This is a genomic window from Rhizobium fabae (genome assembly GCF_003985135.1).
Classification (GTDB): domain Bacteria; phylum Pseudomonadota; class Alphaproteobacteria; order Rhizobiales; family Rhizobiaceae; genus Rhizobium; species Rhizobium pisi.
In genome coordinates this window covers 196534-222280 of the sequence record NZ_ML133646.1, presented here as the reverse complement: position 1 = coordinate 222280, position 25747 = coordinate 196534, and the positions used below count along the sequence as shown (strand labels likewise).

The window sequence follows — 25747 nt, the reverse complement described above, 5'->3', positions numbered from 1 at the left end:
CCGGCAGCAGCCTTCGGCCCGGTCAGTCCCCGCATCCCCGTCCCCGACCGGTGCCCAAGAGCCGTTCCCGCTGTCCCGGGAACGGCTCACCTATTTCTAGCCCAGGGCGAGCGTTAGCTCGTCCCGTTCCGGTGACGTTGTCCCAAGACAGCACGCCCTTCAATTTTTTAGCAAATTGTTAACCCTGTCGACCCGATGATGCTGATCAGATTCATCATCGGCACCGGCGGTTCGTTTCTTTTCCCGTGGCCGAAACAGCGAAGAACCGCCATGAGCCACGCCGCGCACAGCGCACCGGAGGAGCAGCCGCTCCTTTCCATGGGTTTCCTGTTCCGAACGATGACGGTGATCGCCGTCCTTGCGATTCTCACCGTCGCGATCAGCATCGGCGGGCGTTGGTTCGGCCGGCATATCTCGCTTGCCGGCAACACCGACAGCACGGCCGAAATCACCCTGACCGTCGGTCGGGATACCGTGAAATTTCCCGAGAATGCCATCCGCTTTCCGAGCCAGAGACATGAAGGTGCGGCAGAGCGCGTCGATCTTTACCTCGCATGGCCCGATATGCAGGGGTACAACAAGGCAAATCACCTTCGATTCGACGATATCGCCCAGTCCTCCGGCCTGATCTTTCTCCAGATCACCCAGAGCACGATGTCGCGCGACATGTCCGGGCGGCTGGAGCCGATCTATTCGCATCTGCTCGACGGAATGCCCGAACCCTATCGCGACGGGCTGACACTGCATCGTCTTCGCGCCGACGCGGGTTACGGCGACGAGGTGCTGCTGACGGCGCCCGTCAAGGGCGGGCCGGACTATGTCGTGCGCTGCATATTGCCTTCAGCCCCAGACAAGGCGGCAAGCGGAGATTGTCAGCGCGATATCAAGGTCGGCAGGGATCTCAGCGTTCTCTACCGCTTCTCCAGCAGCCATCTGAATGACTGGGAACATATTGATGCCGCTATCCGCACCTTTGTGGAAGCGCGTCTTGTGAACCATTCCGCGACAAGTTTCTAAAATGCTCCCGGACCGTGAAATAAACGATTCATCATAAACGGATTGGTAACGCCGAGCCGTTAGTTTCAAACGACGGACTGTGCGGCGGGAGGTGTGCGGTTCCTGCCAAATATCTGAAATGCAAGCGAAGAGTGGAATAGTGTCAAGGTCAGTCTCCTCCGTATCATCGTCCCGATCCGGTAGCCTTTTCGCAAGGCTGTTGGCGGTCCTTTCGGTGGCCGTCACGATCGTCCTGGTCGATTCGATAAGTGCCGAAGCGGAAGCGGCAAATTCGAAATATGCGGGCATCGTCGTCGACGCCAAGAGCGGCAATGTTCTCTACAGCGAGAATGCCGATCGGCTGCAATATCCAGCCTCGCTGACCAAGATGATGACCCTCTATATGACCTTTGAGGCGTTGGAGCAGGGTCGCATTCGCTTGGATACACCGGTTCCCTTCTCTGCTCGTGCGGCAGCTCAGGCGCCGACCAAGCTCGGCGTACGGGCCGGCGGCACGATCACTGTCGAACAGGGTATTCTCGGTCTCGTCACTCTCTCGGCCAACGATGCCGCGACCGCCCTCGGCGAAATGCTCGGAGGCGGCAGCGAAGATCGCTTCGCCCAGTTGATGACCGCGAAGGCGCATGCGCTCGGCATGACGCGCACCACCTATCGCAACGCCAACGGGCTGCCGAACACCGCGCAGATGACGACGGCCCGCGATCAGGCTCGCCTCGGCATCGCCCTTCGCCAGCATTTCCCGCAATATTACGGTTATTTCTCCACCCGCGCCTTCAAGTTCGGCACACGGACGATCCGCAGCCACAACCGCCTGGTCGGTTCGGTGCGCGGTGTCGATGGCATCAAGACGGGTTACACGCGTGCTGCCGGCTTCAATCTGGTGAGCTCGGTGCAGGTGGACGGCAAGTCGATCGTCGGCGTCGTGCTCGGCGGCGCGTCGACGCCCGCCCGCGACGCCCAAATGCGCAATTTGATTGCGACTTACCTGCCGAAGGCTTCGAGCCGCGGTGGTTCCTCGGCGCTGGTCGCCGAGACAGCCCCTGCCCCGGCGATGATCGAAACGCCCGCTCCGGTCGAGCCGCAGAAAGCTCCTCAGCAGGTCGCAAAAACGATCACATCGGCCCAGCCGCCGGTTTCGGCCGCTGCCGCCGATCTCGGCCTGCCGCATAAGGGGCCTCTGCCGGATGCACGCTATCAGGTTGCCGAGACCGAGGTCGCCTATGCCGAGACCGCTGCGCCGAAGACAGACAACCCGCTGGTGACCCAGGCAATGCCTGCGCCGACCAAAGTCAAGACCAAGACCTTCAAGCCGCAGGCTGCGGCCGCTGTGCCGACGGACGAGAGCGATGCTGCCGTTGACAACGTCACGACCGCTTCGACCAGCCCGACCTCGGCCAATACAGGACCGGCCGGCTGGGTCGTGCAGGTTGGCGTTTCGCCGAGCCGACAGATGGCCATGGATCTCCTGGATAGCGCCAAGAGCAAGGGTGGCAAAGCACTGGCCTCGGCGAAGCCCTTCGCAGTCGCCTACGGCGCCGGCAGTGAGCAGGTTTATCGCGCCCGCTTCGGCGGCTTCGACGACCAGCGCGACGCCATCAACGCCTGCAAGGCCTTGAAGAAGGCCGGCGTCAAGTGCTGGGCCGCCGCCCAATGACCCATTCGATGCTGCCCACGCAAGTGCCGGCGGCATCGGTGACGGCCGGAATCGGTGTTTGCGTTTCCGGCCACCATTTTTGAACTCGATCAGTATTGGTTACGGGGAAAACAATGGCGATCAATGAGAATGTTCCGGGAACGCCTTCAGAGCGCCGCGCCGCGGCAAAGATGCGTTCCTCCCTGCACCCGCTGCACGAGGCCGCATTGCGCCTCGCCGAGCTCGGCCTGCAGCGGCCGAGGGCGAAGTCCGCGAAGACCCGGGATCTCATCAATCTGCTGCTTTGCCATGGCGCCCGCGCCTGGCGTTATTCCCAGCCGGAGGCGCGCATCCACCTGCATGTGACCTCGCCGGACGGCAGCGCACCGGTGCAGCTGCGCCTGCGTTGATCCTCGACAGGTCGATACGGTTTCAGATTTGGGCCGGGTGGCCCGGAGCCATCAGAATCTAGAGCAGGCCGAGTTCGGTCAACTCGCGGCGAAGATCCGCCGGCATTTCCGCGACGCCGGCGCCTAGGCTTGTCAGGTCGGGCGGCACGTCGTCCTGCACATAGTAGCGCCAGCCCTGGAAGGGCCGCTTCGGCTGCACCGCCGTCTCGATGACCTCGGGGCCGAGCATCAGCCGGCAGCGCGAAATCCCCTCGTCGTCTGTGAAGGTCTCGATGTCGAGCAGTTTTTGGCGCGCCTGTACCTGACCCTTGATCACCCAGTAGAGTGAGCCGCCATCCAGCAGCTCCTCCATCCGTTTCGGCACCATGCGCGTCGTGTGCACCGAATGCGGCTCAAGGCCGGCGGCAATGGCGCGCAGCGCCCGCTCCGCCACCCATTCGCGCAGATCCTCTATCGAGTCGGCGCCGACACAGAGTTTGATGAGATGCAATGCCATGCTGCCGTTGAAATCCTTTTGGCAGCGAGCGTCAAGCGCCAAGCTTAGAGCATCCACAAACTCAGCATTCGACGACGTTGACGGCAAGGCCGCCGGTCGAGGTTTCCTTGTATTTTTCGCTCATGTCGTGGCCGGTCTGGCGCATCGTCTCGATGCAGGCGTCGAGGGGTACGAAATGCTGGCCGTCGCCCTTGACGGCGAGTGAGGCCGCGGTGACGGCCTTGACCGCGCCGAGCGCGTTGCGCTCGATGCAGGGAACCTGCACGAGGCCTGCGACCGGATCGCAAGTCATACCGAGATGGTGTTCGAGCGCGATCTCGGCGGCGTTCTCGATCTGCTCCGGCGTGCCGCCCATGACAGCCGCAAGGCCGGCGGCGGCCATGGCTGCGGCCGAGCCGACCTCGCCCTGACAGCCGACTTCAGCGCCCGAGATCGAGGCATTGTGCTTGATGATGCCGCCAATCGCGGCAGCGGTCAGCAGGTAATCGCGGATGCCTTCCTGGTCCCAGTCCTCGTGGAAATGCTCGTAGTAGCGGATCGTCGCCGGAATGACGCCGGCCGCCCCGTTGGTCGGCGCAGTGACGACACGCCCGCCGGCCGCGTTTTCCTCGTTGACGGCCATCGCATAAACGCTCAGCCAGTCGTTGGCGAGCAGCGGGTTGACCCGGTTGCTGCGCCACTCCTCCTCCAGCTTGTCGTGGATCTTGCGTGCGCGGCGTTTGACGTTGAGGCCGCCGGGCATGATGCCATCCACCTTGAGACCGCGCTCGATGCAGGAGCGCATTGCCTCCCAGATGCGGTCAAGCCCCTGGTCGAGTTCCTCGCGCGAGCGCTGGCTCTCCTCATTCGCTCGTTTCATCTGCGCGATCGAAAGCCCGGAGCGCTCCGCCATCTCGAGCATCTGCTTGGCGGTCGAGAAGGGATAAGGGACGCGCGCGCCGCTGGCGGCATTCTTCTTCGCCCGCATCTGCTCCAGCTCGGTATCGGTGACGACGAAGCCGCCGCCGACCGAATAATAAATGCGCTTGAGGAGCAGCCGGCCATCCCTGTCATAGGCCGAAAAAGCCATGCCGTTGGCATGGCCTGGCAGCGGCTGTTTCTTGTCGAAGATGAGATCGGTCTTCGGCTGGAACTGATAGGAAGGATGGCCAGCCGGCGCAATGCGGCCAGTGCGCTCCACCGTATCAATGATGCCGTCCATCTTGTCCGGATCGACACTGTCGGGCGCCTCGCCCATCAGCCCGAGAATGACCGCCCTGCCCGTGCCGTGGCCGATTCCGGTATGCGCGAGCGAGCCGTGCAGGCTGACCTTGATTGCGGCGACCTGCGCGCCCGATGACGGACGCGGCCATTCGTCCGACAGGATCAGCTGGAGAAACCTGTTGGCGGCGGACATCGGACCCATCGTGTGCGAGCTCGAAGGCCCGACACCGATCTTGAAGACATCGAATACCGAAAGAAACATGGATGCGCCTTTTGAATACGAGATTGCAAGCTTAAGCGAGGCCGGTTTCGGATCCGCGCGGCGCACCGACATCGCATGGAGCCGGTGCGACATCGGGACTACACGCTAGAGCGCCGCGCGTCGAATAGGGCCGCGCTAGCACTTTGAGTTTGCGCATAGTCCTTTCCGAAAATCGAATCCGATTTTTCGGGATTATGCGCTAAACCAAGCGGTTCGCGTTACAGTCATTGCAGCATTCGAGGCCTATGTAGAGTGTGCTTTATGCCGATATCAACGTAGAACCGATTGGACACAGCGCGAGAAAAGACTGGATCGCGATCTTGGCCGTCAGCGCTGGGGTGCAACGGCACTGGCGGAGGCTGTCCCGGCTAATGCCGGGCAAGTTGAACGCCTTCGTTGATGCGGGCTCCCCGGATGAGGCCCGGGGATGTTGAACAACTTGTCCGTTGCTGGACTAGTGACACCTTGCAGATTGGAACGACATCTCGGAGATTTGAAACATGGCGCTCAAGCGGATGGACAATGTAGGAATCGTCGTCGAAGACCTCGAAGGAACGATTGAATTCTTTCGCGAACTCGGCCTCGAGTTCGAAGGGCGGGCCACGATCGAAGGAGAATGGGCTGGACGTATCACTGGACTGGGCGACCAGCATGTCGAGATTGCTATGATGCGTACACCTGATGGACACAGCCGGCTCGAACTCTCCCGCTTTCTGAAGCCGCGTGTCGTCGCCGATCACAGGAATGCCCCGGTCAACGCACTTGGCTACCTCCGCGTGATGTTCACCGTGGACAATATCGACGAGACGCTTGAAAGGCTCCGTACGCACGGCGCGCGGCTCATAGGCGAAGTCGTGCAGTATAAAGACGCGTATCGGCTCTGCTACATAAGAGGGCCGGAAGGACTTCTCATCGGGCTCGCCCAAGAACTCGGCTGAGCGCAATACGAAGACGATGATGAAGGGCGTTCAATGCCAGCGAGAATCTGGGCTATGCGCGACGCTTCTCGTTGAGATTATCTTGAATGACGCCATCGGCCTCATCCCACGCTTCGGGCGTCGTAGAGACTTGTCGTTGATCGGCCATGGTTGAAGTCGCGCCGTGCAGCAGACGCTTTTCAACCTCTTGCAGATTGATGATCGCGCGGTCCGTTTGATCAGCCGGAGTCTTGCGCGAAACCACGCGCGATCGATTATCCTGCCATAGCCGAACCAGCCGCTGCCGACCGGGAACCTCGATCGTCTCGTGGATGAACCATGCCCCGACTGCCGCTACGAAAAGCGTCACCACAATGAGCGCCGGTTCCGGCATCAAGACATCAAAAGTCAGACGCGTCAGGAACATGATGGGGACATGGAAAAGGTAGAGTGAAAAGCTGATCTTTCCTAGAAACCGTATTGGCGCAGCCGCCAGGACATGTGCAGCGACGGGAGGTTGTCGAGCGACGAGCCCGACAATTACGGCTGCGGCCACCGCACTTTGCAGGCCCCAGAATTCAGGGGAAAAGCCCGACACGATATGCCTGTAAGTGAAAAACACCGCCAGAAGGAAAAGCGTCAAAATCCCTGTGAGGACAGACGGAATCCAGCTGTACCAGTAGGAATGCATCATTCCGGCAAGTGCGCCGAAAAGAAAGTAAGGGAGCTTGGAGACCAGCATTATTCCCGGGCCGGGCAATTCAACCAGGCCGTCCGCGACGACGACCACGGTGAGGCCCACAATCAGGCCGCTATAGCGTTGCGGCTGGGCCAGGCAAAGCCACAGGACAGGAAAAAGCAGATAGAATTGGATCTCAGGTGGTATCGACCAGAAAACACCGCTGGAGCCGAGAAGAAAGATATGGCGCACAAAATCCGCGCCGCCCATGATCGGCTGAACAAAATCCAGATTTTGCATGCTCGACAGCATCGCTACGAAAACGACTGCGGCGAGATAAACCGGATAGATGCGAGCAAAGCGGCTCACAAGAAAATCCATCACGTTTTCTCTCGTAACCGGCCGTGAGCCGTAGAGATGAGCCATCAGGAAGCCGCTAAGAGAAAAAAACAAACCCACAGCTTCATCGCCCATCGTCACGAGATGCCGAGCTGTCACGGGAAAGATAAAGCCAATATGGGCTCCAACGACCAGAAGCGCAGCGACACCGCGCAGGCCATCAAGACTCGGGATGTAATCCGGCCGGCTCATGGGGCACTTTTCAAATTAGGTGTTCATATCCAGTCCTGAACAATTGGCCGTCACAACTTTACAAGCGGTTAACGCGGTGCGTTCGTCTGCTGGTTGCCATGCAGGACGCCACTTCGGGTAGCTAAGTTTTCCGGCCAGGCGGCGCTTTCTCCAGAAGATGCCGGTCGGCGATCCACTAAGCCTTGTCGTTTCCAAGCGGCTCGATTATGCCGAAGTGCTGCGTGGCTGAAAGCCCGCGTAAAGCCGCCGAACTCGGCCATGCGGCATAATCCGACTTGCGGCATAGTGGCCGCTTTCCTGCGGAGACTGAATCACTGATGACGATGGCGGACTACATCGCTCTGGCCTTCTTTGCCTGTATGTGGGTGGGCTATTCCTGGCTGCTGCAGGGCCGCACTTTCTTCGGACGCACCAGCCTGACGCATGCGATGATCGAGCGGCGCCGGGAGTGGATCTACAATTCGCTGCGCCGCGATTTGAAGATGATCGACACGCAGATCATGGCCGGCCTGCAGAACGGCACCGCCTTCTTCGCCTCGACCTCGATCTTCGCGATCGGCAGCTGCTTTGCCCTGCTCGGTGCGACGGAAAAGGTCGACGCCGTTTTCGCCGACCTGCCCTTCGTCTTCCACGGCGGCCACGCCGCCTTCGAGCTCAAGGTCGGAGGGCTCGCGGCGCTTTTCGGCTATGCCTTCTTCAAGTTCGGCTGGTCCTACCGGCTGTTCAACTATTGCACCATTCTTTTCGGCTCGATCCCGATGCTACGCGAGGCCGAAAGCGATGTCATCGCCGCCGAGCGAGCCGCCGAACGCGTCATTCGCATGAACGTCATTGCTGCCAGCAATTTCAACGAAGGCCTGAGGGCGATCTTCCTGTCGATCGGATATCTCGGCTGGCTCATCAACCCTTATGTCTTCATGGTGACGACATCGGTTGTCATTTTCGTGCTGGCGCGCCGGCAGTTCTTCTCGGAAGCGCGTCTGGCGATCATGGATGTCGGTTCGCCATCAAATCTCCACCTTTCTGCTATTCGCCGCGATATGCCGTCGCGCGACGGAAATGATTTGCCCGAGGGCTTCTGATGACATTGCCGGCAATTGAAGCCGATGCCGCGGCCAGACCGCCACGCATCGGTCTATTGGATACCGCGCGCGGCGCCGCGCTGATCGCCATGGCGACTTACCATTTCAGCTGGGACATGGAGTTCATGGGGTATCTCGCGCCGGGCACGGCCGAGACCGGCTGGCTGAAAATCTATGCCCGGGCGATCGCCACGACCTTTCTCTTCATCGTCGGAATCAGCCTGGCGCTCTCGAGCACGCCCGAAGTGCGCTGGCCCTCCTTCTGGAAGCGGTTCGGCATGATTGCCGCTGCGGCCGCGCTCATCTCGATCGCCACGCGCATCGCAATGCCGAACGAGTGGATCTATTTCGGCATCCTGCATTGCATCGCGGTGCTCACGCTCATCGGCGTGGTTTTCGTCAGGTTGCCGCTCGCTTTCACGCTGATCGTCACGGTCGCCCTCCTGGCCGCGTGGATCACCGACAATTTCGGAACACCGGGCCTGCTTCGATCATCTTTCTTCGATCCCAGATATCTTGCCTGGATCGGCCTTGCCGAGATGCCCGAACGCTCCAACGACTACGTCCCGCTCTTTCCATGGGGAACGCCCTTTTTCGTCGGATTGAGCTTTGCCTCGATTGCCCTCAGAACCGGGATTGTCCACCGGCTTGCCGCCATCGGCACCGACTCCAGGTGGACGGCAAAGCTTGGCCGTCACAGCCTTGCGTTCTACCTCATTCACCAGCCGGTTTTGATCGCTCTCGCCTACGGACTTTCCCTTGTGGTCCCGCCGCCGAAGCCTGATCCGGTCGAAACTTACCTAAAGCAATGCAATGCCGCTTGCGTCATGCAGCAGGGCGAAGCGCTCTGCCGCAGCTTCTGCCAGTGCACGCTGCAAAAATTGCAGACGCAAAGCCTGCTTACCCCACTGCAGGCGGGGACGATCGACATAGAAAACGACGAGCGCGTCCAGACGATTGCCGCCGAATGCAGCGCCGAGGCGCAATAATGGCGGCCGCTCGGCGGCAGTTTCAGGTGGTGACGCCGATTTCGGCGAGGCGGCCGAGGCAGGCTTCTTCGATATTGTCGAGCTCGGTCAGCGTGTCGTCGATGTCCTTGCGCTTCTGGCGCAGATCCTCGCGCTTCTCGTCGACGCGTTTCATCAGCAGCTTGAGCTGGCCGAGCTCGCCCGGCGGCTCCTTGTAGACCTGGATGATCTCGCGGATCTCGGCGATGGTGAAACCGATGCGCCGGCCGCGCAGGATTTCCGCGATGAGACGCCGGTCGGCCTGCCTGAAGAGACGGGTGCGTCCTCGCCGTTCCGGATGGATCAATCCCTCATCTTCGTAGAAGCGGAGCGTGCGCGTGGATACACCGAATTCGCGCGTCAGCTCCGTTATGCTATAATATTTGTTCACCGGCATGTGTTCCCCGTCTGCACAGGCCATAATATTGACTTTTACGTAATAGTCAATTTCAGCGGTCGATCAGATGCCGAACCACCAGGTGGCGATGCCGAGAAAAGCGAAGAAACCGGTGCAGTCGGTCACCGTCGTGACGAAAACGGACGAGGCGATCGCCGGATCGGCTCCCATCTTGTCGAGCAGCAGCGGCAGAAGGATGCCGGCAAGGGCCGCCGCCATCAGGTTGATGATCATCGCCGCAGCGATCACGCCGCCGAGCTGGTAGTCATGAAACCAAATGCCGGCGATTGCGCCCATGATCGTCGCGAAGATAATGCCGTTGAGGATGCCGACGCCAGCCTCTCTGCGGATGATACGGCCGGCATTGTAGATATCGATATCGCGGGTAGCGAGCGCGCGCACCGTCACCGTCATCGTCTGCGTGCCGGCATTGCCGCCCATCGAAGCGACGATCGGCATCAGCACGGCAAGCGCGATCATCTTCTCGATCGAAGCGTCGAACAGGCCGATGACGCTTGCCGACAGCATCGCCGTGCCGAGGTTGATCAAAAGCCACAGGAAACGCGAGCGCGCCGTCGAGAGCACGTTGTCGGACAGTTCTTCGTCGCCGACGCCGCCGAGGCGCTTGATGTCCTCGTCGGCCTCCTCGTGGATGACGTCGACGACGTCGTCGATGGTCAAGACGCCGACCAGCCGGCCGTTCTCGTCGACGACCGCGGCCGAGAGAAGGTCGTACTGCTCGAAGAGCTGGGCGGCCTCTTCCTGGTCCATTTCGGCCGGGATCGGATGGTTCGTCTCCCGCATGATCTGCTCGATCTTCGTCTGCCGCTTGGTGCGCAGGATCTGGTCGAGATCGACGGCGCCGAGCAGCTTGAAGGTCGGATCGATGACGAAGATCTGTGAGAAGGAATAGGGCAGATCCTCCTCGTCGCGCATATAGTCGATCGTCTGCCCGACCGTCCAGAACGGCGGCACGGCGACGAATTCCGTCTGCATGCGGCGCCCGGCCGAACTTTCGGGATAATCGAGCGCCCGGCGCAGCCGCACCCGCTCGGTGAATGGCAGCTGGGCGAGAATCTCTTCCCGGTCTTCCTTGTCGAGATCCTCGAGAATGTAGACCGCATCGTCCGAATCGAGTTCGCCGATTGCCGCGGCGATCTGCTCGTTCGGCATCTGGTCGACGATTTCGCGGCGGATCGCCTCGTCGACCTCGGTCAGCGCCGTCATGTCGAAATCGTCGCCGAGCAGGCGCACCAGCGCCAGGCGCTGATCCGGCTGGATCGATTCCAGCAGGTCGCCTATTTCGGATTCATGCAGGCGGGCAACGTTCTGGCGCAGGAACAGCGTATCGCGGTCGGCGATCGCGGCGCCGACGAGCGCCAGGAAATCGCTGCGGACATTGCCGTCCTCGTCGTAGATGTCGGCTTCCTCGTCATCGCGCCTGCGAATGCGGTCTTCCCCGTCGGTCGTCGTCATCTGCCGCCTCGCATCTGGTTCGAATTTCAACGACTGCCGCCGCCATTCGCAAATGTCGGCCGAAAACACATTGTCAACAAGCGGATAAGTCAATCCGGCGCGCGCTTCCCGCAGCCGGAATTCCTGCTCCTGCTAGCCCAAAGCATCCTTGCCGTAAAGCTGCAAACCATGCTTCGTGATGACAATGCCTGCGGCCGGCGATAGTTTCCGCGACCGTCCAAGCACAGGAAGCCCGTCCCATGCCCATCCGTCCGATTCTGCGCTATCCGCATCCCGGTCTGAAGACCGTTTGCACGCCGGTGACGGCCTTCGATTCGTCGCTTGCCGAGCTCGCTGACGACCTGCTGGCGACCATGCGCGCTGCTCCCGGCGTCGGCATCACCGCCGCCCATATCGGCGTCCTCAGCCGCGTGACGGTGCTGGAGCTCGACAAGGCCGACGGCGTACGCCTCTACGTCAACCCGGAGATCACCTGGTTTTCGAAGGAGACGATGAGCCACGCCGAAGGCAGCGTCTCCATGCCAGGTGCGACCGACGAGGTGACGCGCCCGCGGGCAATCCGCTTCCGCTATAAGGATGGCGAGGGCGCCGGGCACGAGGATGCTGCCGAAGGTTTTCTCGCCATTTGCATTCAGCACGAAATCGATCAGCTCGACGGCATTTTCTGGCTGCAGCGCCTCTCGCGGCTGAAGCGCGACCGTCTCGTGAAGAAATGGGAGAAGACGACCGGCTGACAAATCGTCCGCCGCCTCGAACCATTGGCCGTTGCTCGCGTTCTCAAAAGAGAAAGCAAGGAGCGACGGCAATGGCAAGGATCGATGGCAAAACCCCGCGTACAGGCGATAAGCCCAGGGTTTCCCGAAACAATCTGGAGCTTTCCCGCGAAGAAGATTATCGCGACCTCGAGGAACGCAATCTTGACGATGGCTGGCCCTATGCCGACGGCACCGGCACTGAAGGCCCGGGAAACCGCCCCTATGGCGAGACCGCGGCCAATTTCGAGACCGATCCCAACAAGGGCTTCCGGATCGACGGCATCGACAGGGACGGAAACGAGAATCGTCTGAAGGATTCGCTGCGCGCCGATATGATCGATCGGGATGAAAGCGATGATCTGGAAGCGCGGGTGACGGACAACCTCGAAAACATTCCCGAGGTCGACATAAACAGCATCGAGGTCCACGCCGACGGACACGTTGTCACCCTGGAAGGCTCCGTGGAGACGATCGGCATTGCCCGCAAGGTCGAACTCAGCGCGCTTTCGGTCGACGGCGTCCATCATGTGCGCAACAAACTGCAGCTGACCGGTGTCGATGCGCATATCCCGAATGAGGATTGAACGCACACCCGATAAAAGAACCCGGGAGGCAGCCCCTCGCCTCCCGAATGGCCGCCGCAATATTACCAAAAGTTAATCAATTTCCGATTGTATCGAACATTGTTTTGTGCCTGTCAATTTTGCCTGTTTTTCTTAGGCGGCTTCCGTAACGAAAACGTCAAATCCGTTGACAAGACTGTGATTTCATTTGAACAAAAGGGTGGAGGCAGGCCTTTTTCATTTCACAAAATTGCCTGAATTGGGGCGCGAACTTCTCTTCGCCGGGGATGGCTTATGCTGTTGAATTCAACAGCAGATTGAGGAGATAAACTCATGCGCATCAAATTTGCTCTCGCCGCCTCCCTGTTCGCCGTCAGCCTCGCAGGCGCTGCCTTCGCCCAGTCGACCTATTCCGACGACTACACCAATGATAGCGATGGTTTTGCCCCGAGCCCGATGTCAAAGCCGGCCCAGGTGCATTACAGCAACCGCAGGGCCCCGGCCTATTCCAGCGACTACACCAATGACAGCGACGGTTTTGCCCCGAGCCGCATGTCCGGTCCTGCCGTCGACAAGATGGCGACCGCCAGCATCAAGCCCCTGCCCCCATGCCACAGCATGATCGGCCCGAGCGGCTCCCACACCAAGGGTGCCGACAGTGGAGCTTCCCGCACCGATGCATGCCGTGCAATGCACTGATCAGCGATCATCATTGGCTGAAGGAAAGGGCCGGAAGTCGGCCCTTTTTCTTTTAAATCCGCTTCGTCATCTCAGAAGACGAATGGAATGAGCCGGTAACGGGTCGTGGCCATGAAGGTTACGTATAAAGGATCCTGCTTGAGCAGACGCTCTTCAGCCAGCAGCCGAAAACATTGTGCCGTAAGGGCAATTGCATAGACGGCAAAGTTCCAAAAGCTCGGATGGACCAGGAAAAAGCCGATATGCGTCAGCAGATAGCCTGCATACATCGGATGGCGGATAAATTTATAGGGTCCGCCGATCTTCACGCCCCGATTGGCCGGCACCAGCCCGAAGCTTCGCAGCAACGTCAGCTTTGCCGCGATTTGCAGGCTGAAACCGAAGGCCATTGCCATCACGCAGAGCGGGATCGGCGCAAGCGGCTGCGAATCGGAGGGCGTGACGAGCAGCGGGAAGGTAGTGCCGACGGCGGTGACCATCCAGTCGAAAAGGCGCAGCGACGTATTTCTCGTCGGCCGGCGCGTCAGAATGAGGAAGGCCGCGGCCGCCTCTGAGACAATCAACAGGCAATCGATGATCGCCCGGTTGTCCCGCATCTGGGGCACGACACGCATGACGATGGCGACGAAGAAATATCCAATGAGGGCCTTCTCGACGATATCGAGAGCAAAATGAACATCGAGGAGTGACCAGCTTGACGCCTGTTTTTTCATTGTCCTCAACCACTTTCGCATGCACAGAGCCGAGTTTACCTCTATATGCGCCATTGCTAATTATGTATTAAGGCGCTCTATGAATTTTCACGGTGCAAATGCTCTTGCTTCTCCGATCCGGCTGCAGAACGCAGCAACAATGACAAGCTTAAAGGCATTGTCACAGGCAGTAGAGTTCTGTCAGGATCTGCCGCAACTATTGCGCGGCGAGCGTTCCCTTGAAAGGGAGATGGTGCGGTCGAGAAGACTCGAACTTCCACGGGTTGCCCCACAGCGACCTCAACGCTGCGCGTCTACCAATTCCGCCACGACCGCATCGTGGTAGGTGCCGATTTGCGTCGGCGGGGCAGCATGTAGCAAAAGCATTTGGGGTGCACAAGGGCGATATGACAGTTTTTTTGAAAACCTGTCACAGCATTTGAATTGCCCTCCAAACGGGTCCATATACGGCTGCTGCCGCCCCTTTTTTCGCAGGCAATACGGGAGAGCGGCAAGGAATGGCTATGCTTCGTACCGATCTCGAATTCTCCATGCTTCCGAAACTCGGCTCCAGCCCGGTGCGCTGGCGCATCGCCGATGGCCTCGTTCCCTATGAGGAGGCGGTGGAGACGATGGAGCGTGAGGTGGCGGCGATATCAGATGGCGGTGACGAGCTCGTCTGGCTCGTCGAGCATCCGCCGCTTTACACCGCCGGCACCAGTGCCGATGCGCGGGATCTGGTGGACCCGAACCGTTTTCCGGTCTTCGGGACGGGGCGCGGCGGGGAATATACCTATCATGGGCCTGGCCAGCGCGTCGCTTATGTCATGCTCGACCTCAAGCGGAGGCGCCAGGACGTGCGCGCCTTCGTCGCCGCCCTGGAGGAGATCGTCATCCGGACGCTCGATATGATGAACGTGCGCGGCGAGCGGCGCGAGGATCGCGTCGGCGTCTGGGTACGCCGCCCCGAGAAACTGCTGCTGGCCGATGGAACGATGGCGGAAGACAAGATCGCGGCCCTCGGTATCAGGCTGCGCAAATGGGTGACTTTTCACGGGCTGTCGCTCAACGTCGATCCCGATCTCGATCATTTCAGCGGCATCGTGCCCTGCGGGATATCGGGCTATGGCGTCACCAGCCTCGTCGATCTTGGCCTGCCTGTCATGATGGCGGATGTCGATATCCGGCTGCGGGCCGCCTTCGAGCAGGTTTTCGGCGAAACGATGAGCGAGGTCTGATCTTCGCCGTTGCCGGCTTGATTTGCCTGGCTTTCCCGTGGTTGATGGCATGGTTCCCTTCAGAATCGGCAGCCATGTCAGAGCATTCAGCCCATCAAAATTCCCTGCAGGGCATGGCCATCATGTCCGGCGCCATGCTCATCCTGCCGACCATGGATGCCATCGCCAAATACATGGCGACCTTCGAGGCGATGTCGCCGGGCCAGGTCACTTTCTATCGCTTCTTCTTTCAGCTTGCCTGCACCTTGCCGTTTCTCTTCGCCTTTTTCGGGCGGAAGGCGCTTTCGGCCAAACGGCCGTGGATGAACCTGCTGCGCGGCGTGCTGCACGGTGCCGCGAGCCTGCTCTTTTTCGTTGCCGTCAAATACATGCCGCTTGCCGATGTCTTCGCCATCTATTTCGTCGAGCCCTTCATGCTGACCGCCATGTCCGCGCTGTTTCTCGGCGACAAGGTCGGCTGGCGGCGCTGGATGGCGATCGTCGTCGGTTTTGGCGGCGCGATGATCGTCATTCAGCCGAGCTACGAGATCTTCGGCCTGAAGGCCCTGCTGCCGGTTGCCTGCGCCTTTCTCTTCGCGCTCTATCTTTTCCTCAACCGCGCGATCGGCGAAGCTGATTCGCCGCTGACCATGCAGACGATGTCTGGCATCGGTGGAGCAGTTTTCATGGCGGCCGCCCTTGTCGTCGGAAGCGGTTCCGGCAGTGCCGATTTTGCCATCTCCCTGCCCTCCTCCATTCTCGGCCTCGTCCTGCTTCTCATCCTAGGCTCGATTTCGGGATATGCGCACCTGTTGGTGGTCAGGGCTTTCCGGCTCGCACCGCTGTCGCTGCTTGCGCCTTTCCAATATTTCGAGATCATCTCGGCGACCGTGCTCGGCTATGCGGTGTTCAACGATTTCCCGAGTTTTTCCAAATGGATCGGCATCTTCATCATCGTCGCTTCCGGTCTCTTCATCATCTGGCGTGAGCGGCTGCAGGCGCGATCGTTAAAATCTTCCTGACCGGGCAAATACGGGGTTAACTCCCCTTCTTGAGGGATCGTCAATTCGCAGACGGTAAAACAATCTTCGGCTTCATGATGAAGTCTGGAGTTAAAACATGAGCGAATTCCGTCTCGCTTTTCCGGCCTCCGTCGTGGCCGGTAAGCATCGGCTGACGGCCGAAGATATAGTGCTGCTGCGCAAACATGCCTTTCCGGAAGGTATCCGGACATCTCAGGATGTCGTGGCGATGTTGGCACTGAACAATTCCTGCCCTGAAAAATGCACCGAGTGGAATGCTTTCTTCGTGGAGCAACTCGCCGGTTTCATCGTTAATCACACCTATCCGCAGGGCTCGCTTGATGAAATCAACGTCGCCTGGATCATGCGCATGTTTACGACCGATGGTGTCGTCAACTCGGCGCTGGAGCTCGAGCTCATTCTCCATGTTATGGAGATTTCGGCCGATGTTCCGGGCGAACTGAGAGCCCTCGCCCTCGATCAGCTTCGGCTGGCGATCACCGACGGCATCGGCGGCTACAAGTTATCGCGCGCCGTCGACCGCCGGAACATCACCCGCCAGGATGTCGATTTCGCGATGCGCATATTCAGAGCCATCGCCGAAGGCGGCGTCATCGCCGTCTCGCCGGCCGAATATGGCGTGCTCCAGCAGATCGAGCAGGCAACGCTGCCTAGCGCGAATCATCCGCACTGGAACGGCATCATGGCCGCTATCGAGCTGCGCGACCGTCCTGGGCCGCGGCGTAGCCGCTGGCTGCGCATCGTCGACGAAGAACCCGTCTGGGAAGCCGCCGTCGCCTGACGCCTTGCAGCGTGACCTGCCTCAAGCCTGATTGTGCGTTCCGATGTTTTGTGCGTAAAACTTCGGAACGCATTTCTGGGTGGAGTCTCGATGTTCAAGAAAATCCTGATCGCGAATCGCGGCGAAATCGCCTGCCGCGTGATCAAGACTGCGCGCCGCATGGGCATTTCGACCGTTGCGGTCTATTCGGATGCCGATCGGGACGCGCTGCATGTCGAGATGGCCGACGAGGCCGTTCACATCGGCTCAGCCGCGGCCTCCGAGAGTTATCTGGTCGCCGATAAGATCATCGCTGCCTGCAAGGCGACGGGCGCTGAGGCCGTCCACCCCGGTTACGGCTTCCTCTCCGAACGTGCTTCCTTCTGCGCCGAGCTGGAAAAGCAGGGCATCGTCTTCATCGGGCCGAAGCCCAAAGCCATCATGGCGATGGGCGACAAGATCGAATCGAAGAAATTCGCCAATGCCGCCGGCGTCTCCACCGTGCCCGGCCATCTCGGGGTCATCGAGGACGCCGCCCATGCGGAATTAATCGCTGGCGGGATCGGTTATCCCGTCATGATCAAGGCCTCGGCCGGCGGCGGCGGCAAGGGCATGCGCATCGCCTGGAACCCGGCGGAAGTGCGCGACGGCTTCGATCGCGCCAGCTCGGAGGCGAAAAGCTCCTTTGGCGACGACCGCGTCTTCATCGAGAAGTTCGTCGTCGAGCCGCGCCATATCGAGATCCAGGTGCTGGCCGATGCGCATGGCAATGTCGTCTATCTCGGCGAGCGCGAATGCTCGATCCAGCGCCGGAACCAGAAAGTGGCGGAAGAGGCGCCCTCGCCCTTCCTCGACGAAGCCACCCGCAAGGCCATGGGCGAGCAATCGGTGGCGCTGGCAAGAGCCGTCGACTACCAGAGCGCCGGCACCGTCGAATTCATCGTCGACCGCGACCGCAACTTCTATTTCCTCGAAATGAACACCCGCCTGCAGGTCGAGCATCCCGTGACCGAACTCGTTACCGGCATTGATCTTGTCGAGCAGATGATTCGCGTCGCGGCGGGAGAGCACCTACCCTTCACTCAGGCCGATATCAGGCTTGACGGCTGGGCGATCGAGAGCCGGCTCTATGCCGAAGACCCCTACCGCAACTTCCTGCCCTCGATCGGCCGCCTGACGCGCTATCGTCCGCCGGCCGAAGGCAGGACAGGCAATGTCGTTGTGCGCAACGATACCGGCGTCTTCGAGGGCGCGGAGATTTCGATGTATTACGATCCGATGATCGCCAAGCTCTGCACCTGGGCGCCAACCCGGCTCGAGGCGATCGAGGCCATGGGTCAGGCACTTGACGGCTTCGTCGTCGATGGCATCCAGCACAATGTGCCTTTCCTTGCGGCGCTGATGAAACATCCGCGCTGGCGCGAAGGCCGGCTTTCCACAGGCTTCATCGCCGAGGAATATCCCGATGGTTTCGCGCCGATGAAACCGGATCGGGCGGAGGAGGCCGTGCTGGCAGCGATCGCACTCTCCGCCTCGCTGATCGAGACGAGCCGCCGCGAACGTTTCGCCGATCGCCTGCGCGCCGCATCGGGCGCCCTGCGCGAGGATTGGGTGATCAAGCTCGGCGGCAACTATGTCGCCGCCAGATTGCTCGACGGTCTCGTCACCATCCCCTTCGACATGGATATGGCGATAGAGGGCGAAAACAAGAGCGTTGTCACCGATTGGAGACCAGGCGATCCGGTCTGGAACGGCAAGGTCGGCGGGCGCGACGTCATTGCGCAAATCCGTCCTGTTCTCAACGGCTTGCGCATCGACTGGCAAGGGCTTTCGGTGACGGCCAAGATCTTTTCGCCCCGTCATGCAGAGCTCGACAGGCTGATGCCGGTGAAGCTTCCGCCCGATACGTCCAAGTTCCTGCTTTGCCCGATGCCAGGCCTCGTCGTTGCCATCGCCGTTGCCGAGGGCCAGGAGGTCAAGGCCGGCGAGACGCTTGCCGTCGTCGAGGCAATGAAGATGGAAAACGTGCTGCGTGCCGAACGCGATCTCGTCGTCTCCAAGATCAATGCGGCGCCCGGCGAAAGCCTGGCCGTCGATGCCGTGATCATGGAATTCGCCTGAGGCGACGGCGTGGTCAGCCCGTCATTCCTTGCTTGAAGTCAGCCGTCCCGTCGTACATATACGGAAAACCTCGAGCTCATGCATTCCGGCGAGAGCATCCGCAGCGGATTAACTGATGGCGACCACCTACACAACCGACCTCAAGGGTCTCGACGAGTTCTCCGCCCGTGAACTTTACGACCTCATGAGAATGCGCGTCGACGTCTTTGTAGTGGAGCAGAACTGCCCCTATCCCGAGCTCGACGGCAAGGATATCGATGCCCTGCATCTGCGGCTGCTGGATGGCGGCGAACTGCTGGCCTCCGCGCGGATACTGAGACCGCATGAACCGCAAGATGCGTCGAAGATCGGCCGCGTCGTCGTCTCGCCCGCCCATCGCGGCAAGCGTCTGGGCGATGCATTGATGAGCGAAGCGATCACCGCCTGCGAGCGGCTTTATCCGGCAAATCCCATCGCCTTGTCGGCGCAGGCCCATCTGCGCCGCTTCTACGAATCCTTCGGCTTTATCGGCACGTCTGAGGAATATCTGGAAGACGGCATTCCCCATATCGATATGGTCCGCCAGCCGGTCACTCAACCGGCATGAGGATATCGTCATGATCTACGTCGATGCCGACGCCTGTCCGGTGAAGCCGGAAGTCCTAAAGGTCGCGGAGCGCCACGGCCTCGAAGTCACCTTCGTCGCCAACTCAGGCCTGCGCCCCTCGCGCGATCCGATGATCCACAACGTCATCGTCTCTAACGCTTTCGATGCCGCCGACAACTGGATCGCCGAGCACGCTGGCGCGGGCGACGTCGTCGTTACCGCCGATGTGCCGCTTGCCGTACGTTGTGTCGCCGGCGGCGCCTTCGTCTCCGGGCCGACCGGGCGTGTCTTCGACGAGACCAATATCGGCATGGCGAGCGCCATGCGCGATCTCGGCGCACACCTGCGCGAGACCGGTGAGAGCAAGGGCTATAATGCCGCCTTCAGTCCGAAGGATCGTTCACGGTTCCTCGAAACCTTCGACCGCCTCTGCCGCCGCGCCAAGAGCATTTCCGGGGAGACCGGCGGGCAGCGGTGACGCCTGCCCGCAAGGGCGGCAAGAAACGGGTGGCATGGCAGCCATGCCTATTCCTATCTTGAACGTAGCCGTTTCCTTACGCATATAGGCACTATCGCAGACGACTGCGGCGTCCCGAGGATGCAACGTCGCGGGGACGGCCTCGCTCTTGAACAAGGAGAGGCTTATGGCCTGGTTTCTGCTTTTTCTCGCAGGTCTTTTCGAATGTGGATGGGCGATCGGCCTTAAATATACCGACGGCTTCACGCGGCCGCTGCCGACCGCATTGACAGTGATATCCATGGTGGTGAGCGTCGTGCTGCTCGGTCTTGCCGTGAAGCACCTGCCGATCGGCACAGCCTATGCGATCTGGACTGGGATCGGCACTGTCGGCACCGTGCTTCTCGGCGTCTGGCTTCTCGGCGATTCGGCCAGTGTCTCCCGCCTTGCCTGCATCACGCTGATCGTTGCCGGCATCGCCGGCCTCAAGCTTACCGCCTGATCCGCGAAAACACTGCGGGGCGCCGAAGCGCCCCGCAGCCGATAAGCATCAGGCCGTCTTGCGGTTGTCGACGGCAAGAGCGCCTGGACCGGAGAAGAACAGATAAAGGAAGACGAAGCAGAACAGGATTGCGGCGTCGCCCTGGTTGACGGCCGGGAAGAAGCTGCTCGGCGCATGCGCCATGAAATAGGCGACCGCCATTTCGCCCGCGAGAAGGAAGGCGATAGGGCGCGTCAGCAGGCCGACGAGAATGAGAAGGCCGCCGATCAATTCCAGAAGCGCGGCGAAAAGCATCAGCGGCGGCAACGAGCCGGACATCTGAGAAGCCGGGAAACCGAAAAGCTTCATCGTGCCGTGCTCGATGAACAGCAGCGCGGTGATGATTCTGAGAGCGGCCAGCCCATAGGGGCGATAGGCAGAAAGACGCTCGAAAGTTGACATTAAACCTCTCCTTTAAAAGAATAAGAGCCGAGCGTTAGCCTGTCCCCCGCAAGGATTGAACACACGGATCGCTGACGGCCGTTCACTTTTTCGACAGCGGGTAAACACCTGACTGCGCGGCTTTATTCGAAGGCGAATGTCAAAGCGGAATGTTGTCGTGCTTCTTCCAGGGGTTGGAGAGATCCTTGTTGCGCAGCATCTTCAGGCCGCGCGCCAGCCGCCGCCGCGTCGAATGCGGCATAATCACCTCATCGACATAACCGCGCTCAGCGGCGACGAAGGGCGAGAGGAACCGGTCCTCGTACATCTTGGTATGGGCGGCGATCTTCTCTGGATCGGCGATATCCTTGCGGAAGATGATCTCGACCGCGCCCTTGGCGCCCATCACGGCGATCTGCGCCGTCGGCCAGGCATAGTTGAGGTCGCCGCGCAAATGCTTCGACGCCATCACGTCATAGGCGCCGCCGAAGGCCTTGCGGGTGATGACGGTGAGCTTCGGCACCGTCGCCTCCGCATAGGCGAAAAGTAGCTTGGCGCCGTGCTTGATGAGGCCACCATATTCCTGCGCCGTGCCCGGCAGAAATCCCGGCACGTCGACGAAGGTGACGATCGGAATGTTGAAGCAATCGCAGAAACGCACGAAACGGGCCGCCTTGCGTGAGGCGTCGCTGTCGAGCACGCCGGCCAGCACCATAGGCTGGTTGGCGACGAAGCCGACGGTGGAGCCTTCGACGCGGCCGAAGCCGCAGACGATGTTTTTGGCGAAGCTCTCCTGGATCTCGAAGAAATCCCCCTCGTCCGCCACTTTCCGGATCAGTTCCTTGATGTCGTAAGGCTTGTTGGCGCTGGCTGGCACAAGAGTATCCAACGAATTGTCGGTGTCGGTCACCGACTGGTAACATTCGATTTCCGGCACCGGTGACGTGTTGGACTGCGGCAGGAAATCGATCAGGCGGCGCACCTGCAAGAGCGTCTCCACATCATTGTCATAGGCACCGTCGGCAATCGATGAGCGCGTCGTATGCACGACCGCGCCGCCGAGTTCTTCGGCCGTCACGGTCTCGTTGGTGACCGTTTTGACCACGTCCGGGCCGGTGACGAACATGTAGGAGGAATCGCGCACCATGAAGATGAAATCTGTCATGGCAGGCGAATAGACGTCGCCGCCGGCGCAGGGGCCCATGATGACCGAGATTTGCGGGATGACGCCGGAGGCGAGCACATTGCGCTGGAACACCTCGGCATAGCCGCCGAGTGCCGCCACGCCCTCCTGGATGCGGGCGCCGCCCGCATCGTAGATACCGACGATCGGCGCGCGGTTCTTCAGCGCCATGTCCTGCACCTTCATGATCTTCTCGGCATGCGCTTCCGAAAGCGAGCCGCCGAAGACCGTGAAGTCCTTGGCGAAGACGAAGACCGTGCGGCCGTTGACCGTGCCCCAGCCGGTGACGACGCCGTCGCCGGCGATACGGCTCTTGTCCATGCCGAAATCGGTGGAGCGATGTTCGACGAACATGTCGAACTCCTCGAAGGAGCCTTCGTCGAGGAAGAGGTCGATGCGCTCGCGCGCCGTCAGCTTGCCGCGCTTGTGCTGGGCGTCGATGCGCTCCTTGCCGCCACCGAGGCGGGCAACGCCGCGGCGGCGTTCCAGTTCTTCGAGAATTTCCTTCATGCGATCTCTCCTCGCCGCTGCGTATTCAATATGCGCTAGCGCATGATACCGAAAAATGTGAGCGATTTCCGGACGATATCAAACTGTTTAATTTCTTTAGCGGCCACGTCCGCTGAGCGAGAAGACCGAACGGATCCGTGCCGCGACGTCTTCGGCCATGATCTCGTCGGCAAGCTTCGGATCGGCAGCGATACTGGTCACCTCGAAAGCGCTGACGGCGATGACGGAGCCGTCCTCGACAGAGGCTGCGTCGATGCTGATCTTGGCGACGTTGCGGTCGTTCTGGAAGCCGAGTCCTTTCTGGATGGAAACCACCCGGATCGTCAGCACCACGCGCGGCAGCACGGTGTCACGCACCGTTGAGTTGATCGCAGCATTGACACGGTCATTGATACCGGAAAGCAATTCGGCCGGCATGTTCGGACCGGAGAGAACGACAGCGCTTCGCACATCGTAGACCGGCGCCTCGTGCTTGTTGGCCGAGAGGCTGACGCAGGCCGTAAGCGCAATGCAGACGAGTGCGGCCCGGCAAAAACACGACCTCAGCCAATTCATTGCAAAATCCCGCATTCCCCGTTGGAGTCGCAGATTTCGTCATAATGTCTGGGAAGGCAATATGTTTCAGGCGCTTAGGGCAAAAAAAACGTCCGTCGCCGCCTTGAACTCTGCAAAGCGCTTCGCCCGCCGCTCCTCGGCCTCCTCGTCGCGTCCCCAATGCTCGATCGTCCAATCCTCGTCGAGATGGGCAAGCGACCATGCCTCCTCCATGGTCACTATGTCCTCGGCGAAGGCGAGCGCCAGGATCGCCGAGCCGGTCAGCGTCGTGATCGTGTGGAGCACGGCGAGCTCCAGCGGGTTTTCGTGCCGTGCGAGCGTGACGGCAAAGGCGGCGGTCGCCTCGCGCGGCTGTTCGTGATGCATCACGCCTTCAACGAGGATGAAGCGGGCGCCGAGATCGTTCGCGGCCCAGTCGACAATCGGATCCCAGCGTTCCGCTTGGCGCTCCACCAGCCGTTCCGGCCCATCGGCCCGGTAGCAGAGCAGGTCGCTCGAGGAAAAGCGCAGAATATCTTCGAAGATCGCCTGCGTGTTGGAGACGATGCCATCGAGCGTGGTATTGACGAGCCTCGTTACCGGCATGGTGACGGGGTCGATGACCTCAGCCTGCGCTTCCCATTCTGCGGCAACGAGCCGGGCGAGTGCCTCGGTCGGCACGGCGAGAACCTGGCGTGCCGGCGTGCGCACCATCTTGCCGTCGAGCGTGATCGCAAAGCCGCCCTCGTGCTCGACAATTGAGACGTCAGTGTAGAAGCGCTTCGGCAGCGGCTTCTTCATCTGGATCTGCGCGCGGCGGATGGGATCGGGATGGCTCAGGCCTTCGGAAAGGTCGTTCAGCAGATCGCGCATGGGCTTACCTCAGGAAAAATGGCGCAATATTTCGTTCGGATGGTAGGCGATCGCATCGGCGCCATTGGCGATCAGCTCATCCACGCTGGCATAGCCCCAGGCAACGCCGATCGCCTTGGCGCCGGCAGCCTTTGCCATCTGCATATCGTAAACCGCATCGCCGATGACAATGGTGTCGGCCGCATTCATGCCGGTTTCGTCACAGCATTCCGTCACCATGGCCGGATGCGGCTTGGAGGGGCAATCGTCGGCGGTGCGCGCGACAATAAAATACTGGTCGAAGCCATGCGTCTCCATCACGAGGTTTAGCCCGCGCCTGGATTTGCCTGTCACCGCGCCGATCAGCAGATCCTCGCGCCCGCTGATCGCGTCGATCATCTCACGAATGCCAGGAAACAACGGCTCCCGGTAATCGAGATCCTGACGCACGATCGAGAACAGCGATTTGTAATGCGCCGTCATCTCGATGTCTTCCTGCTCGATATGTGGCCTGCCCTGCATGCGGGCGATCGCGATATCGAGGGACAGGCCGATAATCGACTTGGTGTCTTCAAATCGAGGTTCCTGCTTGCCGAACTTATCGAAGGTCCTGCGCATGGTTTCGTGGATCAGCCCGGCGCTGTCGACCAGTGTGCCGTCGCAATCGAAGAGTGCCAGTTTCATTCGGCATCCCTTTCGGCACTGGCAAGATCGAGACCGAGAAGATTCCACGTCTGCACCATATGCGGCGGCAGCGGCGCGCTGATGCGCAGTCGCCCGCCTGAGGGATGCGGGATGTCGATGTGGCGGGCATGCAGATGCAGCTTCTTCTGGACGCCGCCTGGAAAATCCCAGTTCGGATCGTCGTCGAAATATTTCGGATCACCGATGATCGGATGGCCGATATGCAGCGCGTGTACGCGCAGCTGATGGGTTCTACCGGTATAGGGCTCCATCTCCAGCCAGGCGAGGTTCTGCGCGGCGGTCTCCAGCACGCGGTAAAAGGAGACGGCATGGTCTGCCCCGTCCTCGCCGTGCTTGGCGATGCGCATGCGGTCGCCGTCGGCAGTCGGTTCCTTGACGAGCCAGGTCGAGATCTTGTCCTCGTGCTTGCGCGGCACGCCCTTGACCAGCGCCCAATAGGTCTTCTTGGTGTCGCGCTCGCGGAAGGCCGCCGTCAGCTTCTGCGCTGCACCGCGCGTCCGGGCGATGACGAGAACGCCTGACGTGTCGCGGTCGAGGCGGTGGACGAGCCGCGGCTTCTCGCCCTTCGGGCTGGTCCAGGCTTCGAGCATCTGGTCGATATGCCTGGCGACGCCGGAGCCGCCCTGCACGGCAAGACCGGGTGGCTTGTTGAGCACGATCACCTTTTCGTCCTCATGCAGCACCATGCGCGACAGCAGTTCGAAATCTGTCGAATGCTTGAGATCCTTGCCGGCGATCGGCCCGGATTTCAGCTTCGCATCGACATCCAGCGGCGGCACGCGCACGGTCTGGCCGGGCTGCACGCGGGCATCCGATTTGACACGGCCGCCATCGACGCGCACCTGGCCGGAGCGCAGCAGCTTCTGGAGCGGCCCGAATCCGAGCCCGGGAAAATGTACCTTGAACCAGCGATCGAGCCGCATGCCCGCTTCGTCGGGTTCAACCTTGATATGTTCTATGCCAGCCATAAATGATCTT

28 protein-coding genes and 1 tRNA gene are annotated in these 25747 nt (G+C 60.6%); 16 read left to right on the top strand and 13 right to left on the bottom strand.

Annotated elements, in window-relative coordinates:
* Nucleotides 1–270 precede the first annotated feature (270 nt).
* The 3 genes from EFB14_RS04160 (at nt 271) to EFB14_RS04150 (ending at nt 3060) form a co-directional block, all read left to right on the top strand.
* A complete protein-coding gene (locus EFB14_RS04160; protein ID WP_126822971.1) occupies nt 271–1017 on the top strand; it encodes a hypothetical protein in 747 nt (248 codons plus the stop codon).
* A gap of 118 nt (nt 1018–1135) precedes the next feature.
* Nucleotides 1136–2671, top strand: a complete 1536-nt coding sequence (locus tag EFB14_RS04155) for a D-alanyl-D-alanine carboxypeptidase (protein ID WP_126822969.1) — start codon at nt 1136–1138, stop codon at nt 2669–2671.
* A gap of 113 nt (nt 2672–2784) precedes the next feature.
* Nucleotides 2785–3060 (top strand): hypothetical protein, encoded by a 276-nt coding sequence (locus tag EFB14_RS04150; RefSeq protein WP_125845669.1) that lies wholly within the window; start codon nt 2785–2787, stop codon nt 3058–3060.
* A 58-nt stretch (nt 3061–3118) separates the two neighbouring features.
* Here the strand turns inward: EFB14_RS04150 and EFB14_RS04145 are convergent, their stop codons facing one another.
* Nucleotides 3119–3556: a DUF1489 family protein gene (locus EFB14_RS04145; RefSeq protein WP_126822967.1), complete on the bottom strand. Its 438-nt coding sequence runs from the start codon at nt 3554–3556 to the stop codon at nt 3119–3121.
* Nucleotides 3557–3617: 61 nt separating this feature from the next.
* Nucleotides 3618–5021 (bottom strand): L-serine ammonia-lyase, encoded by a 1404-nt coding sequence (locus EFB14_RS04140; RefSeq protein ID WP_126822965.1) that lies wholly within the window; start codon nt 5019–5021, stop codon nt 3618–3620.
* Between the two features lie 500 nt (nt 5022–5521).
* Between EFB14_RS04140 and EFB14_RS04135 the strand changes: the two genes are divergently transcribed.
* Nucleotides 5522–5959, top strand: a complete 438-nt coding sequence (locus EFB14_RS04135; RefSeq protein WP_126822963.1) for a VOC family protein — start codon at nt 5522–5524, stop codon at nt 5957–5959.
* A 52-nt stretch (nt 5960–6011) separates the two neighbouring features.
* Here EFB14_RS04135 and EFB14_RS04130 read toward each other — a convergent pair whose 3' ends face one another.
* Nucleotides 6012–7208, bottom strand: a complete 1197-nt coding sequence (locus EFB14_RS04130; protein WP_126822961.1) for an acyltransferase family protein — start codon at nt 7206–7208, stop codon at nt 6012–6014.
* Nucleotides 7209–7525: 317 nt separating this feature from the next.
* On the opposite strand from EFB14_RS04130, the gene EFB14_RS04125 reads away from it, so the two are divergent.
* The gene (locus EFB14_RS04125; protein ID WP_125845674.1) at nt 7526–8290 is read left to right on the top strand and encodes a DUF599 domain-containing protein; all 765 of its coding nucleotides are present in this window, start codon (nt 7526–7528) and stop codon (nt 8288–8290) included.
* The gene (locus EFB14_RS04120) at nt 8290–9279 is read left to right on the top strand and encodes a heparan-alpha-glucosaminide N-acetyltransferase (protein ID WP_126822959.1); all 990 of its coding nucleotides are present in this window, start codon (nt 8290–8292) and stop codon (nt 9277–9279) included. Before EFB14_RS04125 ends, EFB14_RS04120 begins: the two co-directional genes overlap by 1 nt.
* A 22-nt stretch (nt 9280–9301) precedes the next feature.
* On the opposite strand, the gene EFB14_RS04115 is transcribed toward EFB14_RS04120, so the two are convergent.
* Both EFB14_RS04115 and mgtE read right to left on the bottom strand, forming a co-directional pair.
* Nucleotides 9302–9694, bottom strand: a complete 393-nt coding sequence (locus EFB14_RS04115) for a MerR family transcriptional regulator (RefSeq protein WP_164737485.1) — start codon at nt 9692–9694, stop codon at nt 9302–9304.
* 63 nt (nt 9695–9757) lie between these two features.
* Entirely contained in the window at nt 9758–11170 is a 1413-nt protein-coding gene (mgtE, locus tag EFB14_RS04110; RefSeq protein ID WP_125845677.1) for a magnesium transporter, read from the bottom strand.
* A gap of 239 nt (nt 11171–11409) precedes the next feature.
* Here mgtE and EFB14_RS04105 point away from each other — a divergent pair, with 239 nt between their 5' ends.
* From EFB14_RS04105 to EFB14_RS04095, 3 genes are all read left to right on the top strand, one after another.
* Nucleotides 11410–11904: a peptide deformylase gene (locus tag EFB14_RS04105; protein ID WP_126822957.1), complete on the top strand. Its 495-nt coding sequence runs from the start codon at nt 11410–11412 to the stop codon at nt 11902–11904.
* A gap of 71 nt (nt 11905–11975) precedes the next feature.
* Nucleotides 11976–12509, top strand: coding sequence for a BON domain-containing protein (locus tag EFB14_RS04100; RefSeq protein WP_126822955.1), 534 nt, complete (start codon nt 11976–11978; stop codon nt 12507–12509).
* Nucleotides 12510–12821: 312 nt separating this feature from the next.
* Nucleotides 12822–13187 (top strand): hypothetical protein, encoded by a 366-nt coding sequence (locus EFB14_RS04095; protein WP_126822953.1) that lies wholly within the window; start codon nt 12822–12824, stop codon nt 13185–13187.
* A gap of 71 nt (nt 13188–13258) precedes the next feature.
* Here the strand turns inward: EFB14_RS04095 and EFB14_RS04090 are convergent, their stop codons facing one another.
* Together EFB14_RS04090 and EFB14_RS04085 are read right to left on the bottom strand one after the other, a co-directional pair.
* A complete protein-coding gene (locus EFB14_RS04090; RefSeq protein ID WP_126822951.1) occupies nt 13259–13900 on the bottom strand; it encodes a methyltransferase family protein in 642 nt (213 codons plus the stop codon).
* Nucleotides 13901–14130: 230 nt separating this feature from the next.
* Nucleotides 14131–14215: transfer RNA gene (locus tag EFB14_RS04085), tRNA-Leu, on the bottom strand.
* A 182-nt stretch (nt 14216–14397) separates the two neighbouring features.
* Between EFB14_RS04085 and lipB the strand changes: the two genes are divergently transcribed.
* The 7 genes from lipB (at nt 14398) to sugE (ending at nt 20565) form a co-directional block, all read left to right on the top strand.
* Nucleotides 14398–15117, top strand: coding sequence for a lipoyl(octanoyl) transferase LipB (gene lipB / locus EFB14_RS04080; protein WP_126822949.1), 720 nt, complete (start codon nt 14398–14400; stop codon nt 15115–15117).
* 44 nt (nt 15118–15161) lie between these two features.
* On the top strand, nt 15162–16118 hold the full coding sequence (locus EFB14_RS04075; protein WP_376772302.1) for a DMT family transporter: 957 nt from the start codon (nt 15162–15164) through the stop codon (nt 16116–16118).
* Between the two features lie 97 nt (nt 16119–16215).
* Complete coding sequence (locus EFB14_RS04070) at nt 16216–16920, top strand: hypothetical protein (RefSeq protein ID WP_126822946.1); 705 nt, start codon at nt 16216–16218, stop codon at nt 16918–16920.
* Between the two features lie 90 nt (nt 16921–17010).
* Nucleotides 17011–19020 carry an acetyl-CoA carboxylase biotin carboxylase subunit gene (locus EFB14_RS04065; protein WP_126822944.1) on the top strand — a complete coding sequence of 670 codons (2010 nt, stop codon included), beginning with the start codon at nt 17011–17013 and terminating at the stop codon, nt 19018–19020.
* A gap of 115 nt (nt 19021–19135) precedes the next feature.
* Complete coding sequence (locus EFB14_RS04060) at nt 19136–19606, top strand: GNAT family N-acetyltransferase (protein WP_183604819.1); 471 nt, start codon at nt 19136–19138, stop codon at nt 19604–19606.
* Between the two features lie 10 nt (nt 19607–19616).
* On the top strand, nt 19617–20084 hold the full coding sequence (locus EFB14_RS04055) for a YaiI/YqxD family protein (protein ID WP_126822940.1): 468 nt from the start codon (nt 19617–19619) through the stop codon (nt 20082–20084).
* 166 nt (nt 20085–20250) lie between these two features.
* Nucleotides 20251–20565, top strand: coding sequence for a quaternary ammonium compound efflux SMR transporter SugE (sugE, locus tag EFB14_RS04050; protein WP_125845689.1), 315 nt, complete (start codon nt 20251–20253; stop codon nt 20563–20565).
* A 48-nt stretch (nt 20566–20613) separates the two neighbouring features.
* Here the strand turns inward: sugE and EFB14_RS04045 are convergent, their stop codons facing one another.
* The 6 genes from EFB14_RS04045 to EFB14_RS04020 form a co-directional block, all read right to left on the bottom strand.
* A complete protein-coding gene (locus EFB14_RS04045; protein ID WP_126822938.1) occupies nt 20614–21006 on the bottom strand; it encodes a DoxX family protein in 393 nt (130 codons plus the stop codon).
* 139 nt (nt 21007–21145) lie between these two features.
* On the bottom strand, nt 21146–22678 hold the full coding sequence (locus tag EFB14_RS04040; protein ID WP_126822936.1) for an acyl-CoA carboxylase subunit beta: 1533 nt from the start codon (nt 22676–22678) through the stop codon (nt 21146–21148).
* 96 nt (nt 22679–22774) lie between these two features.
* Nucleotides 22775–23233, bottom strand: coding sequence for a calponin homology domain-containing protein (locus EFB14_RS04035; protein ID WP_125845692.1), 459 nt, complete (start codon nt 23231–23233; stop codon nt 22775–22777).
* Between the two features lie 66 nt (nt 23234–23299).
* Complete coding sequence (locus EFB14_RS04030; protein WP_126822934.1) at nt 23300–24085, bottom strand: ATP12 family chaperone protein; 786 nt, start codon at nt 24083–24085, stop codon at nt 23300–23302.
* Nucleotides 24086–24094: 9 nt separating this feature from the next.
* Nucleotides 24095–24748: an HAD-IA family hydrolase gene (locus EFB14_RS04025; RefSeq protein WP_126822932.1), complete on the bottom strand. Its 654-nt coding sequence runs from the start codon at nt 24746–24748 to the stop codon at nt 24095–24097.
* Nucleotides 24745–25737 (bottom strand): RluA family pseudouridine synthase, encoded by a 993-nt coding sequence (locus EFB14_RS04020; protein ID WP_126822930.1) that lies wholly within the window; start codon nt 25735–25737, stop codon nt 24745–24747. The genes EFB14_RS04025 and EFB14_RS04020 overlap by 4 nt, the downstream gene beginning before the upstream one ends.
* Nucleotides 25738–25747 lie beyond the last annotated feature (10 nt).